The sequence below is a fragment of the Mesorhizobium sp. B2-5-3 genome, from assembly GCF_006441005.1.
Lineage (GTDB): Bacteria > Pseudomonadota > Alphaproteobacteria > Rhizobiales > Rhizobiaceae > Mesorhizobium.
Window position 1 is genome coordinate 326,027 of sequence record NZ_VFUS01000005.1, and the last position, 15,625, is coordinate 341,651.

The 15,625-nt window shown below is 63.1% G+C and carries 15 protein-coding genes and 1 riboswitch; of the genes, 8 read left to right on the forward strand and 7 right to left on the reverse strand.

The genetic code is table 11. The annotated features are described in order from the left end of the window. Positions 1–2: 2 nt before the first annotated feature. Positions 3–521: a GcrA family cell cycle regulator gene (locus FJ867_RS14455; RefSeq protein ID WP_140496642.1), complete on the reverse strand. Its 519-nt coding sequence runs from the start codon at positions 519–521 to the stop codon at positions 3–5. A gap of 355 nt (positions 522–876) precedes the next feature. On the opposite strand from FJ867_RS14455, the gene FJ867_RS14460 reads away from it, so the two are divergent. The 3 genes from FJ867_RS14460 (at position 877) to FJ867_RS14470 (ending at position 4,158) form a co-directional block, all read left to right on the forward strand. Continuing rightward, entirely contained in the window at positions 877–2,076 is a 1,200-nt protein-coding gene (locus FJ867_RS14460; RefSeq protein ID WP_140685019.1) for an aspartate aminotransferase family protein, read from the forward strand. A 15-nt stretch (positions 2,077–2,091) separates the two neighbouring features. After that, positions 2,092–3,003: an ornithine carbamoyltransferase gene (gene argF, locus FJ867_RS14465; protein ID WP_140685018.1), complete on the forward strand. Its 912-nt coding sequence runs from the start codon at positions 2,092–2,094 to the stop codon at positions 3,001–3,003. A gap of 123 nt (positions 3,004–3,126) precedes the next feature. Continuing rightward, positions 3,127–4,158 (forward strand): Hsp33 family molecular chaperone, encoded by a 1,032-nt coding sequence (locus FJ867_RS14470; RefSeq protein WP_140817711.1) that lies wholly within the window; start codon positions 3,127–3,129, stop codon positions 4,156–4,158. A gap of 137 nt (positions 4,159–4,295) precedes the next feature. Here the strand turns inward: FJ867_RS14470 and apaG are convergent, their stop codons facing one another. After that, the gene (gene apaG, locus FJ867_RS14475; protein ID WP_140496634.1) at positions 4,296–4,688 is read right to left on the reverse strand and encodes a Co2+/Mg2+ efflux protein ApaG; all 393 of its coding nucleotides are present in this window, start codon (positions 4,686–4,688) and stop codon (positions 4,296–4,298) included. Between the two features lie 231 nt (positions 4,689–4,919). Here apaG and FJ867_RS14480 point away from each other — a divergent pair, with 231 nt between their 5' ends. The 3 genes from FJ867_RS14480 to FJ867_RS14490 all read left to right on the forward strand — a co-directional run bounded on the left by FJ867_RS14480 (position 4,920) and on the right by FJ867_RS14490 (position 6,758). Beyond that, complete coding sequence (locus tag FJ867_RS14480; protein ID WP_140560867.1) at positions 4,920–6,071, forward strand: ceramide glucosyltransferase; 1,152 nt, start codon at positions 4,920–4,922, stop codon at positions 6,069–6,071. Between the two features lie 107 nt (positions 6,072–6,178). After that, on the forward strand, positions 6,179–6,448 hold the full coding sequence (locus tag FJ867_RS14485; RefSeq protein ID WP_140624803.1) for a BrnT family toxin: 270 nt from the start codon (positions 6,179–6,181) through the stop codon (positions 6,446–6,448). Further along, positions 6,432–6,758, forward strand: a complete 327-nt coding sequence (locus FJ867_RS14490; protein WP_140496628.1) for a BrnA antitoxin family protein — start codon at positions 6,432–6,434, stop codon at positions 6,756–6,758. The genes FJ867_RS14485 and FJ867_RS14490 overlap by 17 nt, the downstream gene beginning before the upstream one ends. 21 nt (positions 6,759–6,779) lie before the next feature. Here FJ867_RS14490 and FJ867_RS14495 read toward each other — a convergent pair whose 3' ends face one another. Next, the gene (locus tag FJ867_RS14495; protein WP_140738475.1) at positions 6,780–7,967 is read right to left on the reverse strand and encodes an O-succinylhomoserine sulfhydrylase; all 1,188 of its coding nucleotides are present in this window, start codon (positions 7,965–7,967) and stop codon (positions 6,780–6,782) included. 57 nt (positions 7,968–8,024) lie between these two features. After that, a riboswitch (SAM riboswitch) is annotated at positions 8,025–8,102 on the reverse strand. 77 nt (positions 8,103–8,179) lie between these two features. On the opposite strand from FJ867_RS14495, the gene FJ867_RS14500 reads away from it, so the two are divergent. Further along, the gene (locus tag FJ867_RS14500) at positions 8,180–9,274 is read left to right on the forward strand and encodes a 2'-deoxycytidine 5'-triphosphate deaminase (RefSeq protein WP_140817713.1); all 1,095 of its coding nucleotides are present in this window, start codon (positions 8,180–8,182) and stop codon (positions 9,272–9,274) included. Between the two features lie 98 nt (positions 9,275–9,372). After that, complete coding sequence (locus FJ867_RS14505) at positions 9,373–10,146, forward strand: ABC transporter substrate-binding protein (protein ID WP_140496622.1); 774 nt, start codon at positions 9,373–9,375, stop codon at positions 10,144–10,146. 48 nt (positions 10,147–10,194) lie between these two features. Here the strand turns inward: FJ867_RS14505 and araD1 are convergent, their stop codons facing one another. The 4 genes from araD1 to chvE all read right to left on the reverse strand — a co-directional run bounded on the left by araD1 (position 10,195) and on the right by chvE (position 15,379). After that, entirely contained in the window at positions 10,195–11,187 is a 993-nt protein-coding gene (gene araD1, locus FJ867_RS14510; protein ID WP_140496620.1) for an AraD1 family protein, read from the reverse strand. A 201-nt stretch (positions 11,188–11,388) separates the two neighbouring features. Continuing rightward, positions 11,389–12,681 carry a multiple monosaccharide ABC transporter permease gene (mmsB, locus tag FJ867_RS14515; RefSeq protein ID WP_140496616.1) on the reverse strand — a complete coding sequence of 431 codons (1,293 nt, stop codon included), beginning with the start codon at positions 12,679–12,681 and terminating at the stop codon, positions 11,389–11,391. Beyond that, positions 12,678–14,210 carry a multiple monosaccharide ABC transporter ATP-binding protein gene (gene mmsA / locus FJ867_RS14520; protein WP_140496613.1) on the reverse strand — a complete coding sequence of 511 codons (1,533 nt, stop codon included), beginning with the start codon at positions 14,208–14,210 and terminating at the stop codon, positions 12,678–12,680. Before mmsA ends, mmsB begins: the two co-directional genes overlap by 4 nt. Before the next feature lie 98 nt (positions 14,211–14,308). After that, positions 14,309–15,379: a multiple monosaccharide ABC transporter substrate-binding protein gene (gene chvE / locus FJ867_RS14525; protein ID WP_140496611.1), complete on the reverse strand. Its 1,071-nt coding sequence runs from the start codon at positions 15,377–15,379 to the stop codon at positions 14,309–14,311. Between the last annotated feature and the right edge of the window lie 246 nt (positions 15,380–15,625).

A 15,625-nucleotide genomic window follows, 5' to 3' on the forward strand; every position in this document is an offset into this window, starting at 1 on the left:
CCTTATCTATTCCGCCGCCGCTCCGCTGCCGGCTGGAACGCCACGCGGGCATGGTATTTACAATAGGGTCCGGTTTCGGCGGCTTCGTTGCCGCAGAAATTGAAGTCCTCCGACAGCGGATCGCCGTTCGGCCATTTGCAGGTGCGCTCGGTGAGTTCGGTGAGCTGGAGATGCCGCGAGATCGGCACCACCACATTCTCGACCGGCCGGATATAGTGGCGGGCCACCGGCTCGGCATCGAACTGCGCTTGCAGCGCCGTTGCTCCGATCGATGTCGTGACGTGGCGGGTCGCACTCGCGGGGCGCGACACCGATTTCTGCGCGCCCGACCCTTGCGCCGTCTTCTTCTGGCGTGCCGGCGCTGCCGTGGCGCGCCCGCGGCCCGACAATTTCAGCCGGTGCACCTTGCCGATGACGGCATTGCGGCTGACCCCTCCAAGCTGGGCAGCAATCTGGCTTGCGCTCAGACCTTCCGACCACAGTTTTCTCAAGAGTTCGACCCGCTCGTCAGTCCAATTCATGACCGCGCTCCTGCTAAGCGTACGGCAATCGGAATCCATTCCCGGCCCAGCACCACTGCTGGGGCAGACACCACATATATCTGGTGATTAGGTCCGCCGCACGAAATCTAGTTATTTCCCGACTACAACTACCTTATGCGCTGACTCGGTGACAAGAGTCCGAAGTGCAACACGAATCGGTTTTTTCGGTTTTCCCCAACTTGCCAGCTCACTTATGAGCCGGCGTCCCGTCGGGAGGCTTGCCGCGCGCCACTACGCGACGTTTTCGTTGACTTCATGGCTGAAAAACCCGATAAGCCGCAAAGGCCGCCGCTTTGGCGGCTTTTTTGATTTTCCGGTTCCGGAGACGCATATAATGAGCGGTTCGGCGCTTTTCGAGACCTTTGCTCGCGCACCCCTGGCCTTCGATCACGGGGAAGGCACTTGGCTGGTTACCGACAAGGGCGAGCGATATCTCGACTTTGCCGGCGGCATAGCCGTCAATTCGCTGGGCCACGGCCATCCGCATCTGGTCGCGGCGCTCACCGAGCAGGCTGCCAAACTCTGGCACGTCTCCAATCTCTACGAGATCCCGGGGCAGAGCCGGCTCGGCGAGCGGCTGGCCGACGCCACCTTCGCCGACAAGGTGTTCTTCACCAATTCTGGCGCCGAGGCGCTGGAATGCGCGATAAAGACGGCGCGGCGCTACCATTTCGTCAAGGGGCATCCCGAGCGCTTCCGCGTCATCACTTTCGAGGGCGCCTTCCATGGCCGCACGCTGGCGACCATCGCGGCCGGCGGCCAGTACAAATATCTCGAAGGTTTCGGCCCCAAGGTCGAGGGTTTCGACCAGGTCGGCTTCGACGATATCGACGCCGCCGAAAAGGCGATCACGCCGGATACCGCGGCGATCCTGATCGAACCGGTGCAGGGCGAGGGCGGTATCCGCCCGGTGCCGACACAGTCGCTGAAGCGGCTGCGGCAGCTCTGCGACCAGCACGGCCTGCTGTTGATCTACGATGAGGTCCAGTGCGGCATCGGCCGCACCGGCAAGCTGTTCGCGTATGAATGGTCGGGGGTCGCTCCAGACATCATGGCCATCGCCAAAGGCATTGGCGGCGGCTTCCCGATGGGCGCTTGCCTTGCCACCGACGAGGCGGCTGTCGGCATGACCGCGGGCGTCCACGGCACTACGTTCGGCGGCAACCCGCTGGCCATGGCGGTCGGCAATGCCGTGCTCGACGTGGTGCTGGAGGAGGGCTTCCTGGCGGATGTGCAGCGCAAGGCGCTGTTGTTGAAGCAAGGGTTGGCAGGGGTGGCCGACGAATTCCCCGAGGTCATCGAGGACATCAGGGGCACGGGGCTGATGCTGGGCCTCAAATGCGCCATGCCCAACGGCAAGGTGAACATGGCGCTGCGCGACCAGCATCTGCTCGCGGTTCCGGCCGGCGACAACGTCATTCGCCTGCTGCCGCCGCTCACCGTCACGGACAGCGAGATCCATGAAGCGCTGGAGCGCATTCGCGCCGGCGCCAAGGCCCTGTCCGAGGCCATCGCCGCTGAAGCCGCGAAGTAAATTCGAAAGCTCCTGATGTCACTTCGTCATTTCACCGACCTCTCCGCCGTTTCCGAAGGCGACCTGCGCTCCATGCTGACCGACGCAATGGAGCGCAAGGCGCGCCTCAAGGCGGGCGAGCGCTCGAAACCGCTCGAAGGCAAGGTGCTGGCGATGATCTTCGACAAGCCGTCGACGCGCACGCGCGTCTCCTTCGATGTCGGCATGCGTCAGCTTGGCGGCGAGACCATCATGCTGACGGGCACCGAGATGCAGCTCGGCCGGTCCGAGACCATCGCCGACACAGCCAAGGTTCTGTCGCGCTATGTCGATGCCATCATGATCCGCACCACCTCGCATGAGCGGCTGCTGGAGCTGACCGAGAATGCAACCATCCCGGTGATCAACGGGCTCACCGACGATACCCATCCTTGCCAGCTGATGGCCGACATCATGACCTTCGAGGAGCATCGCGGTCCGGTCGCCGGCAAGACCATCGCCTGGACTGGCGACGGCAACAACGTGCTGCATTCGCTGCTGGAAGCCTCGGCGCGGTTCCGCTTCAACCTCAACGTCGCGGTGCCCGAAGGCAGCGAGCCGGCGCAGAAGCACGTCGACTGGTCAACCGCACATGGCGGCAAGCTCTCCTTTACCCGCTCGCCAGAGGAAGCCGTCGACCAGGCCGACTGCGTCGTCACCGACTGCTGGGTGTCGATGGGCCAGGAGCACCGTGCCCGCGGCCACAACGTGTTTTCGCCCTACCAGGTCAACGCCAAGCTGATGGCCAAGGCAAAGCCCGACGCGCTGTTCATGCACTGCCTGCCGGCGCATCGCGGCGAGGAAGTGACCGACGAGGTCATTGACGGTCCGCATTCGGTGGTCTTCGACGAGGCCGAGAACCGGCTCCACGCCCAGAAGGCCGTGCTTGCCTGGTGTCTTGGGGCCTGAAGTGGACTTGAAGTGTCTTGGCGCTTGACGTGCCGGGGAACTTGATCTCCGGAGGCGCGATGCCTATCTGCGCGGCATCACGCAAATCAAGCGCGTTTAGACGCATGCTCCCCAAAGGGCGGCATGGCCGCGCCCTGGAGCTTTGTCATGCTGGAAACCCATCAAGTGGCTGAACATCACCCCCAACTCGGCGAATTCGGTTACGCCGGCGATGATCACGTGGTGCCCTTCGAGGTCGGCCCGCTCGATGTGCGCGGCCGCACCGTTCAGCTCGGGCCGATGCTCGATGCGATCCTTGGCCGCCATGATTATCCCGAGCCGGTCGCCCGGTTGCTGGCGGAAGCCTGTGTGCTGACGGTGCTGCTAGGCACCTCGCTCAAGTTCGAGGGCAAGTTCATCCTGCAGACCCGCACCGACGGCCCTGTCGACATGCTGGTCGCGGATTTTTCCACGCCCTCGGCGCTGCGCGCCTATGCGCGCTTCGATGCCGACCGGCTGGAGGCGCTGATTGCGGCCGGCGAGACCTCGCAGCAAACGCTGCTCGGCAATGGTGTGCTGGCGCTGACCATCGACCAAGGTGCTCACACGCAGCGCTACCAGGGCATCGTCCAACTCGACGGCGAGACCCTGGAAGAGGCCGCGCGCACCTATTTCCGCCAGTCGGAGCAGATCCCGACCGATCTCCGGCTTTCGGTCGCCAAGCTTTTGACGCCCGGCCCCGGCGGCGCGCGCGAGCAGTGGCGGGCGGGCGGCATCCTGGCGCAATTCCTGCCGCAGGCCTCCGAGCGCATGCGCGTTCCTGACCTGCCCGGCGGGGATGGCGATCCGCGCGAGGAGATCCACGATCCCACAGACAATTCCTGGCAGGAATTGCTGGCGCTGCTCGGCACCATCGAGCCGACCGAACTGATCGATCCGACCATCGGCGCAGAGCGGCTGCTCTATCGTCTGTTCCACGAGCATGGCGTGCGCGTCTTCGGCGGCGTTCCCGTCGCCGATCAGTGCTCATGCTCCCGCGACAAGATCCGCGGCATCCTCGAGGGCTTCTCCGCGCAGGAGATCAAGGACAGCACCGAGGACGGTGGGATCCACGTCGCCTGCGAGTTCTGCTCGACGCAATATGACTTCGACCCGGCGGAATTTACGACGCAGTAGGGTTCCACCTTCTCCCCGTTCTACGGGGAGAAGGTGCCCGAAGGGCGGATGAGGGGCGGCGCTGCCCCTCATTCCTGCCGGACATTTCTCGCCGTATAGTGACGGGGAGAACGACGCTGTCGCCGATTTCGCCTCGTCTAATTCACCGTCCGCCTTGTCCCCGGCAGGTCGAGTGAGAAGGCGGGGATGGCGATGTCGAATGTCTCGCCCCGCTCGTTGCGCATGGTGTAGTGACCGACCATGATCCCCGACGGGGTCGAGAGCGGACAGCCCGACGTGTATTGATAGCTGTCGCCGGGATTGAGTTCGGGCTGATCGCCGACCACGCCGGCACCTCGCACTTCCTCGACCCGGCCGGCGCCGTCGGTTATGTGCCAATAGCGCGACAACAGCTGCACGAATTCGTCGGACTGGTTGTCGATCGTTATCTGGTAGCCCCAGACATAGCGGTTTTCCGAAGGATCCGAGCGGTCCTCGAGATAGAACGGCCTGACCTGCACTTCGATGTTGCGCGTGACGGCGCGGTACATGAGCGGCTCCAAAACAAATCCGGTGTGGAACATTCGGCGCTCTTTGCGGTTCGATCAACCGTGCGCGTCCGAGTTGCTGTCCCTGAAGGGCAGGTGCCGACAAACAATGTCATTTGAGTGACACATGACAATGATGGTGTGCACCAGCAATGCCGGGCGACTCGGGCGCTCTGTCGAACTGTCGAAAACGGCCGCCAAGCGGGCCGGGTTTTCTGGAGTGACCGGATATCGATGGAACTCGCTCTCATAACCGGCTCGCTTTCGATCGCTCTCATCGCCTCAAATCTCGCCAGCATCCTGCTCGCCTGCTCGCGCCTGAAACGGCGCGCCGCCATCGCGCCGCCGGCCGGCAAGCCGCTGCCTGTCTCGATCGTCATCCCGGCGCGCGGCGTCGAGCCGTTTACCCATGAGACGCTTGAGCGCGCTTTCTCGCTCGACTGGCCGCGCTACGAACTGATCTTCTGTGTCGCCCATGCCGACGACCCCGCGGTCAAGCCGATCCGCGCCGCGATTGCCCGCTTTCCAGCCGTGCCGGCCCGCCTGCTCACCGGCGACGACCGCGTCAGCGCCAACCCGAAACTGAACAACTGCGTCAAGGGCTGGGAGGCAGCGCGCCACGACTGGGTCATTCTCGCCGATTCCAACGTGCTGATGCCGAAAGACTACGTCCAGCACCTGATGGCGGCATGGCGGCGGGACACCGGCCTGGTTTGCTCGACGCCGATCGGTTCGCGGCCCGACGGCTTCTGGGCAGAAGTCGAATGCGCTTTCCTCAACACGCTGCAGGCGCGCTGGCAATATGCCGGCGAGGCGCTTGGCCTCGGCTTTGCCCAGGGCAAGAGCATGTTGTGGAACAAGCAGATGCTCGACGCCAATGGCGGCATCCGTGCGCTCGCCGCCGAGATCGCGGAGGATGCCGCGTCGACCAAACTGGTCAACAGGCTCGGCCTGCGCGTCAATCTCGTCGCTTCGCCCTTCGAGCAGCCGCTCGGGCAGCGCATGCCGGGCGAGATCTGGTCGCGCCAGGCCCGCTGGGCGCGCCTGCGCCGCGTCACCTTTCCGCTGTTCTTCGCACCCGAGATCCTGACCGGCGTGGCGGCTCCGCTCGTGCTGGCATTGATCGCCGCGGCCAGCGCCGGCGTCAGCCTGCCCATGACAGCGCTTTGCGTGCTGGCGCTCGCCTACCTGCCGGAATGCATGCTCGCCTCGGCAAAGGGCTGGTATCTGTCGCCGCGCATCGTCACCGCGATGATCGCACGCGACCTGATTTTGCCCGCGATCTGGATGCGCGGTTGGCTGGGCGGGGCCGTCGACTGGCGCGGCAACGCCATGACCATCGGCACCCAGGCGGCCGAGCTCGAAGAGACGCCCTCCCGCGCTTGATGTCGGCAGTTCAGCTTGATGTCGAGGAAGGTTATCGTATATACAAAAATTGTTGAACTAGGCTCTATTTTTGTGTATACAATAACCTATGGAGCGCCCCGACGGCGATGCTGTTCGAGTGGGATGAAAACAAGGCAAAGACAAACAGGGCCAAGCATGGCGTGGATTTCGCGATCGCTCCGTCCTTCGATTTCGCCAATGCCGTTATCCGGCTCGATGACAGCGAGGATTTAGGCGAGGATCGTCTTGTTGCCATCGGTCTGATCGAGGCTGGCGTTTATGTGATGGTCTATGTCGAGCGAAGCCATGCGATCCGCGTAATTTCGCTACGCAAGGCAACGAGACAGGAGATTACGGACTATGTCGAAAACCTCTAAGACGATCGTGCGCCGCGAGGCTACTCCCCCAAAGCAGTCGCGCGCTGATGCTTTGGGGCTCGCCAGAAAGGCGCTTGGCGCGAGGACCGACGAGGAAGATGCTGCGATCACTGCCGCCGCCGAGGCCGATCCGGATGCGCAGCCGACCGATGCCGCTTCGCGCCGCAAAGTTGGCCGACCGCCGCTTGCGCGACCCAAACGTGCGGTACAGTTGCGCCTCGACGCCGATGTTGTCGACCGTTTCAGGGCCGGTGGTGATGGCTGGCAGACGCGCATGAACGAAGCGTTGCGCAAAGCGGCAGGCCTGTAGTCCTCGGTCTGCCACCAGTCCTCATCGGGCCTTCAACGCCTGCGCGATGTCGTCCAGCAAATCGTCGGTATCTTCCAGCCCGACCGACAGCCTGAGCGTGCCGGGTCCGATGCCGAGCTCGGCGCGCGCTTCGTCGCTGAGGTTCTTGTGCGTTGTCGTCGCCGGATGGGTGATCAGGCTTTTGGCGTCGCCGAGATTGTTCGAGATCAGGACGATGTCGAGCGCGTTCTGCAAGGCGAAGGCACCCTGCTTGCCGCCCTTGACGTCAAAGCAGATCAGGGTGGAGCCGCCCGACATCTGCTTCTTCACGATATCGGCCTGCGGATGGTCGGCGCGGCCGGGATAGATGACGCGGGCGATCTCCGGCTGCTCGGCCAGGAAATCGGCGATCTTGCCGGCGCTCTCCGTCTGCTGGTGCACGCGCAGCGGCAGCGTTTCCAGGCCCTTCAGCAGCGTCCAGGCATTGAACGGCGACAGGCTGGGGCCCGTATGGCGGAAATAATCCTGCAGGTTCTCGTCGATCCACTTCTTGTCCGACAGGATGACGCCGCCGAGACAGCGGCCCTGGCCATCGATGTGCTTGGTCGCAGAGTAGACCACGATATGCGCACCGAGCTGCAACGGCTTCTGCTGGAGCGGCGTGGCGAAGACATTGTCCACAACCAGCCGCGCGCCGATCGAATTGGCAAGCGAAGCGACGGCGGCGATGTCCACCACCTCAAGCGTCGGGTTGGTCGGGCTTTCCAGGAAAAACAGCTTGGTGTTGGGCCGAACCGCCTTTTCCCAATTGGCGATGTCGGTGCCGTCGACCAGCGTCGCCTCGATGCCGTAACGCGGCGCCAGCGTCTCGACCACCCAGCGGCAGGAGCCGAACAGGGCGCGCGCCGCAACGATATGATCGCCGGCCTTGACGCTGCACAGGAGTGCTGCCGTCACCGCCGCCATGCCGGACGCGGTGGCGCGCGCGTCCTCGGCGCCTTCGAGCGCGCACATGCGCTTCTCGAACATGTCGACGGTCGGATTGGCGTAGCGCGAATAGATGAAGCCCGGTTCCTCGCCCTTGAAGCGGGCTTCGGCGGCTTGGGCCGTTTCATAGACATAGCCCTGGGTCAGGTACATCGCCTCGGAAGTTTCACCGAAGCCGGAACGCAGAGTCCCGCCATGCACGAGTGCGGTCTGAGGCTTCCAGTTGCGCGTCTTGCTCGTCATCGTCCTATCCAAACACAAAAAAACCGGCCGCGAAAAAGTCGCAACCGGTCCATGCGGCCTTGCGGCCCGACGGTCCTTTAGCGACTTGTTTAACGTGGCTGCAAGCCGACCGGCCAAATCACCACGGGATAACGACCCTTTAGACCCGCGCCACGCTTGCGTCAATTGCCGGCTTCATTAAGAGACTTGTACCAGCAGAGCGGAGCCAGACTTTGCGGCAGACAGGAATTCTTCCCGATCAGGACATTGCGGCGCTGTTCCAGTCCGGCGCGCTGAAGTCGTCGCTTGCGCTCGACGCCGACCAGATCCAGCCGGCCAGCCTCGATCTGAGGCTCGGCGACAAGGCGTGGCGGGTGCGCGCGTCCTTCCTGCCGGGTCCCAACCACAAGGTCAGTGAAAAACTCGACCGGCTGAAGCTGCACGAGATCAGCCTGGCCGACGGCGCCGTTCTGGAAACCGGCTGCGTCTACATCGTGCCCCTGCTCGAAAGCCTGGCGCTGCCGGCGGAAATTTCGGCGTCCGCCAATCCCAAGAGCTCGACCGGGCGGCTCGACATCTTCACCCGCGTGATGACCGATCGCGGCCACGAGTTCGACAAGATCGCCGCCGGCTATCATGGTCCGCTCTATCTCGAAGTCAGCCCACGCACCTTCCCGATCGTCGTGCGCGCCGGCTCGCGCCTTTCGCAGATACGCTTCCGCACCGGCAATGCGCTGCTCTCGGAAGCAGAGTTGCATCAATTGCACCGGGCCGAAATGCTGGTCGCCACCGAACCGCCGAACATCTCCGGCGGCGGCATCGCATTGTCGATCGATCTCAACGGCGACAGTGACGGGCTGGTCGGCTATCGCGGCAAACACCATACCGGCCTCGTCGATGTCGACAAACGCGCGGCGCAGGAGATCGTCGACTTCTGGGAGCCGATCCACAAGAGCGGCGCCGGCGAGCTGGTGCTCGATCCGGACGAGTTCTACATCCTCGTCAGCCAGGAAGCGGTGCATGTGCCGCCGCTCTACGCGGCCGAAATGACGCCCTTCGATCCGCTGGTGGGCGAGTTCCGTGTCCACTATGCCGGCTTCTTCGATCCGGGTTTCGGCCATTCGGCGGCCGGCGGCACCGGCAGCCGCGCCGTGCTCGAAGTGCGCAGCCATGAGGTGCCGTTCATCCTCGATCATGGCCAGATCGTCGGCCGGCTGGTCTACGAGCATATGCTGAAGCGGCCGCAGGCGCTTTACGGCACCGAGCTCGGCTCGAACTACCAGGCGCAGGGCCTGAAGCTGTCCAAGCACTTTCGCGCCGCGCCCTGAACGCTCATCACCGTCAGGCAAGATACTTGCCTGCGCCGGCTCGCCATGCTTGGCTGCCTCGCCGGCCGCCGACGTGGCGGCGCTCAAGGGGAATGAAAATGCAGATTTCGAAATGGATAATATCGGCGGCGGCCGCCGCCATGCTGACGCTTGGTGCCGGCGCCCTGTCGGCGCATGCGGCGGAGAAAATCAAGATCGGCACCGAGGGAGCCTATCCGCCGTTCAACACCATCACGCCCGACGGCAAGGTCGAGGGCTTCGACATCGACATCGCCAACGCCTTGTGCGCGCAGATGAAGGTCGAATGCGAGATCGTCACCCAGGACTGGGACGGCATTATCCCGGCGCTGCAGGCCAAGAAGTTCGACGCCATCATCGCTTCGATGAGCATCACCGAGGAGCGCAAGAAGCAGGTCGCGTTCACCCACAAATATTATACGACGCCGCTGTCGCTCGTCGCCCTGAAGGACAGCGACATCGCCTCGACCGAACCGGCGGCACTCACCGGCAAGACGGTCGGCGCCCAGGCGGCGACCACGCAGGCCAATTACGCCCAGGACGTCTATGGCAAGGCCGGCGCCGAAGCGAAGCTCTATCCGACCCAGGAAGAGGCAATCACCGATCTCCAGAACGGCCGCCTCGACGCCGTCCTTTCCGACAAGTTCGTGCTGATGGACTGGATGAAGAAGGCGAGCGACGGTTGCTGCAAGATGGTCGGTGACGTCAAGGGCACCGAGACCGAAGCCGGCATTGCCGTGCGTCTCGAGGATACGGCGCTGCGCGACAAGCTCAACGCAGCCATTGACGCCATCGTCGCCGACGGCACCTACAAGAAGATCCAGGACAAGTATTTCGACTTCGATATTTATTGAGATGGAAGCTGCCGATCTCCTCCCACCAGGGAGGAGATCACGCTCATCTCACAGCGCCTTCACCGCCACCTTCACCGGCTGTTCGATTTCGAGCGGATTGCGCAGCGGCAGGCCGAAATCGCCGGCCTCGATCTCGAACACGTCGCCGGCCTCGGTCTTGATGCCGTCGGCGAAGGACAGGGTCGCGGTGCCGAACATGTGCACATGCACGTCGCCCGGCTGGCGGAAAGCCGAATATTTGAAATGGTGGTGTTCGAGATTGGCGATGGTGTGCGACATGTTCGCTTCGCCCGACAGGAACGGCTTTTCCCACATCAACTTGCTGTCGCGCCAGATGCGTGAGGAGCCCCTGATGTCGGCGGGCAGGTCGCCGACCAGGATCTCCGGTCCGAAGGAAGCGTTGCGCAGCTTGGAATGGGCGAGAAAGAGGTAGTTCACGCGTTCGGTCACATGATCGGAAAATTCGTTGGACAGCGTGAAGCCGACCCGGAACGGCGCGCCGTCGTCGCCGATGACATAGATGCCGGCAACCTCGGGCTCCTCGCCGGCATCCTTGGCGAAGGCCGGCGACAGGAGCGCGGCACCCGGCGCCACGGCCATCGTGCCATTGCCCTTGTAGAACCATTCCGGCTGCACCCCGATCTGGCCTTTCGCGGGTTTGCCGCCTTCCAGCCCCATGCGGAACATCTTCATGGAATCGGTGAGCTGCTCCTCGCCGTCGGTGCTGAGCTTCTTGTGCATGGAATCGCGCGTCGCCGCCGAGCCGAGATGCGTTAGCCCCGTGCCGGTCAGATGCAGATGCGCCGGATCGGGATGATTGATCGGCGACAGCAGCCGCCCCTTCTTGTAGGCGGCGTCGAGATCGACGGTCTCGCCGAGCCCCTTGCGTTCGATCAACGCGGCAAGGCCGACGCCGGTACGAGCGGCTTCCATCGCCAGCGAATAGACGCTGCGTGCGCCGTTGATGATCCGGGTCTTGCCGCCTGTGCGGGCAACGACACGGATGGTCTCGGCGTCGTCGAGAATCTGCGAGATCAGCATGATCAGTCCTCTCTCATATGTCTTGGCATGGCTGCCTTCTGGCAAACCCTGACCTGCGCGGCTCGGACTGGCCGTGCCACGGGTTGAACTCTTCGTCCGGATTGCGCTCGCGAGCCCGGTCCCTGAAGGACTTCTTCAAGCCGGCGAATTGCCGGCAGCGCCGCGACCGTATGTCTCCTGCTTGCCTCGCCTGAAACCTGTTCAGGCCTTGTTCTTGTTGTAGACGTCGAAGATCACGGCGCCGAGCAGCACCAGGCCCTTGACCACTTGCTGCCAGTCGACATTGACGCCCATGATCGACATGCCGTTGTTCATCACGCCCATGATAAAGCCGCCGACCACCGCGCCGATGACCTGACCGACGCCGCCCATCGCCGAGGCGCCGCCGATGAACACCGCGGCGATGACGTCGAGCTCGCTGCCGAGGCCTGCCGCCGGCACGGCCTGGCCGAGACGCGCCGCGATGATCAGGCCGCCAAGCGCCGACAGCACGCCCATATTGACGAACACGTAAAGCGTCAGCCGCTCGGTCTTGATGCCCGACAGCTGCGCGGCCTTGGCATTGCCGCCCATCGCATAGATGCGGCGGCCGATCGTCATGCGCTTGGTGACGAAGACGAACAGTGAGATCAGCAAGCCCATGACGAGCAGCACCACCGGCAGGCCCCGATAGCTGGCGAACTGGTAGACCAGGAACAGCGCCAGCGCGCTGCCGACCAGCGTCTTGATGACGAACAGGGTAAACGGCTCGGCCTCATAGCCGTGGCGTTCGCGTTTGCGTCGCGTCCGCAGCCCGAAATAGGCATAGGCCAGCACGGCGATCAGGCCCAGCACGATCGTCGTCATGTGCAGCGTCAGGCCGCTGCCCATAATCGTCTTGCCGGCTGCATTCACCGTTGGCGGGATCAGCGTCAGCGGTCCGATGACATCTGGAATGAAGCCGGAGCTGAGTGCCTTGAACTCGGGCGGCAGCGGCCCGACCGAAGATCCGCCGCCGAGCAGCGCCTGGCAGATGCCGCGGAAGATCAGCATGCCGGCCAGCGTCACGATGAAGCTCGGTATTCGGTGATAGGCGATCCAGTAGCCTTGCGCCGCGCCGATGAGGCCGCCCACGATCAGGCAGACGATGGAGACCACCAGCGGGTTGCTGAATATGCCGAGAGGCCAGATCACCATCATCATCGCCGCCAGCGCGCCGATGAAGCCGGCCACGGACCCCACGCTGAGGTCGATATGACCCGATACGATGACCAGCAGCATGCCGAGCGCCATCACGATGATGAAGGAGTTCTGCTGCACCAGATTGCTCAGGTTCACCGGCTTGAACAGCGTTCCCGAGGTGGTGAACTGGAAGAACACCATGATGGCGATCAGCGCCAGGATCAGGCCGTATTCGCGCAGGTTCGTCGCCAGCGCCGATACGGCGATGCGTGGACGCTGCCCTACATCTTCGGCGACGTTGCTTTGCGGGGCGGGGGCGCTTTCCGTGCTCATGCTGCTTTTCCTTCTCCCCGAACGATGGCGCGCATTATTCTTTCTTGGCTTGCGTCCGCCGCGGGCATTTCGCCGACGATGCGGCCTTCGTTCATGACATAGATGCGGTCGGTGATGCCGAGCAGTTCTGGCATTTCCGACGAGATGACCACGATCGCCTTACCTTCGGCCGCAAGGCGCGCGATGATCGTATAGATTTCATATTTGGCGCCGACATCGATGCCGCGCGTCGGCTCGTCCAGGATCAGCACTTCCGGGTCGGCGAACAGCCATTTCGACAGCACCACCTTCTGCTGGTTACCGCCGGAAAGATTGCCGGTCATCTGATAGACGCTGGAGGCGCGGATGTTGGTCTGCTTGCGATAGTCGTTGGCGACGGCAAGCTCGCGCAAATCGTCGATCACGCTGTGGCGCGACACGCCGCCGAGATTGGCCAGCGTAATGTTGTGCTTGATATGGTCGATGAGATTGAGGCCGTAGGTCTTGCGATCCTCGGTCACATAGGCAATGCCGTGTTCGACCGCCCTGCTCACAGAGGAGACGTCGATCGGCTTGCCCTTGAGCAGCACCTCGCCGGTGATGCGGCGCCCATAGGAGCGGCCGAACAGGCTCATGGCGAATTCGGTTCGCCCGGCGCCCATCAGCCCGGCAATGCCGACCACCTCGCCCTTGCGCACATTGATGTCGATGCCCTTGATCACCTGCCGCTCGGCATGGAGCGGGTGATAGACCGACCAGTTCTTCACCTCGAACACGACCTCGCCGATATCGGGCTCGCGCGGCGGATAGCGGTCGTCGAGCGAACGGCCGACCATCGAGGTGATGATGCGGTCTTCCGAGATGTCCTTCCTGGACAGCGTCTCGATGGTTCGTCCGTCGCGGATGACGGTCACCTTGTCGGCGACCCGGTTCACCTCGTTGAGCTTGTGCGAGATCAGGATCGAGGTCATGCCTTGTCGCTTGAATTCGAGCAGAAGGTCGAGCAGCGCCTGGCTGTCCTTTTCGCTGAGCGACGCCGTCGGCTCGTCGAGGATCAGGAGCTTGACCTCCTTGCTCAGCGCCTTGGCGATTTCGACCAGCTGCTGCTTGCCGACACCGATATTGGTGATCAGCGTCTTGGGGTCCTCCTTGAGGCCCACCTTCTTCAGCAGGGCGCTGGTGCGCGCCTCGTTGGCATTCCAGTCGATGACGCCGTATCGGGCGTGTTCGTTGCCGAGGAAGATGTTTTCGGCGATCGACAGCATCGGCACCAGCGCAAGCTCCTGGTGGATGATGACGATGCCCTTGCGTTCGCTGTCATGAATGCCTTTGAACTGGCATTCCTGGCCCTGAAAGATGATCTGGCCGTCATAGGTGCCGGAGGGATAGACGCCCGACAGCACCTTCATGAGCGTCGATTTGCCGGCGCCGTTCTCGCCGACCACGGCGTGGATCTCGCCTTCCTCGACCCGAAGGTTGACGTTCGACAGCGCCTTGACGCCGGGAAACGTCTTGGTGATGTCCTGCATCTCCAAAATCGTCGAGGCCATGGGTAAAGTGCTCCTGCGAGACCCGCAACAATACCGGGGTCGCTGGTGAACGAAAAGGGGCCCTGCGTTGCGCAGGACCCCTGGCTATACAACCGAATTTACTTCAGTTCGTCGGCCTTGATGTAGCCGGAGTCGACGACCAGGGCCTGGTAGTTCGACTTGTCGACCTCATGCGGCGTCAGCAGGATCGAGGGAACGACCTTGACGTCGTTGTTGTAGGTCTTGGTGTCGAGGCCTTCCGGCTTGCCGCCCGAGAGCACCTTGTCGACGAGCTCGACGGTGGCCTTGGCCAGTTCGCGGGTGTCCTTGAACACGGTCGAGTACTGCTCGCCCGAGATGATCAGCTTGACCGAGGCGGTCTCGGCGTCCTGGCCGGTCACGATCGGCCACGGCTGGGCCTCCGTGCCGTAACCGACAGCGCGCAGCGAGGCGGTGATGCCGCGCGACAGGCCATCATAGGGCGACAGAACGCCATCGACGCGGCTGCCGTCCGAATAGTTGGCTGACAGCAGATTGTCCATGCGCGCCTGGGCGGTGGCGGCGAGCCAGCGCAGCGTGCCGACCTTGTCCATGCCGGTCTGGCCGGACTTGATCTTGATCGAACCGTCATCGATCAGCGGCTGCAGGACGGAAATCGCGCCGTTGTAGAAGAAGAAGGCGTTGTTGTCGTCGGGTGAGCCGCCGAACAGTTCGACGTTCCACGGCTTGGTATTCGGGAAGCGCTCCTTGAGGCCCTTGACCAGCGAATTCGCCTGGATCACGCCGACGCCGAAATTGTCGAACGTGGTGTAGTAGTCGACATTGGGCGTCTTCTTGATCAGGCGGTCATAGGCGACGACGACGACGCCGGCATCAGCGGCCTTCTGCAGCGCATCCGACAGGGTGGTGCCGTCGATCGAGGCGATGATCAGCGCCTTCGGACCCTTGGTGATTTCGTTTTCCAGCTGGCTGAGCTGGTTGGGGATGTCGTCCTGCGCATATTGCAGGTCGACCGTATAGCCCAAAGCCTCGAGCTGGGACTTGACGGCATCGCCGTCGTTGATCCAGCGCTGCGAGGTCTTGGTGGGCATCAGCACGCCGACGAGACCCTTGTCGGCGGCGTGCGCCGAATAGGTCATGGCAGCGATGCCAAGGGCCGCGACGGCGGCCAGCGTCTTGATGATCTTCACAATTACTCTCCCTGGTTGATGGACGCGACACCTCGGGGCTTCGCGGGCCGCGCAGGCGAGCAGGAGCGCAAGCGCCGCTGTCGTCTATCGATCTCCGGTATCCTCCCAATCGGCCCTGGGACTGATTTCAATCGACACGATTTCCTCGTCATCGACTGGCACGCCCCAGGACGCGCGAAGGGTGTGTCCCTTTGCCATAACTGTCAAATGCGATCTTTGATGATTGCTATACCGAAACTGGTATAC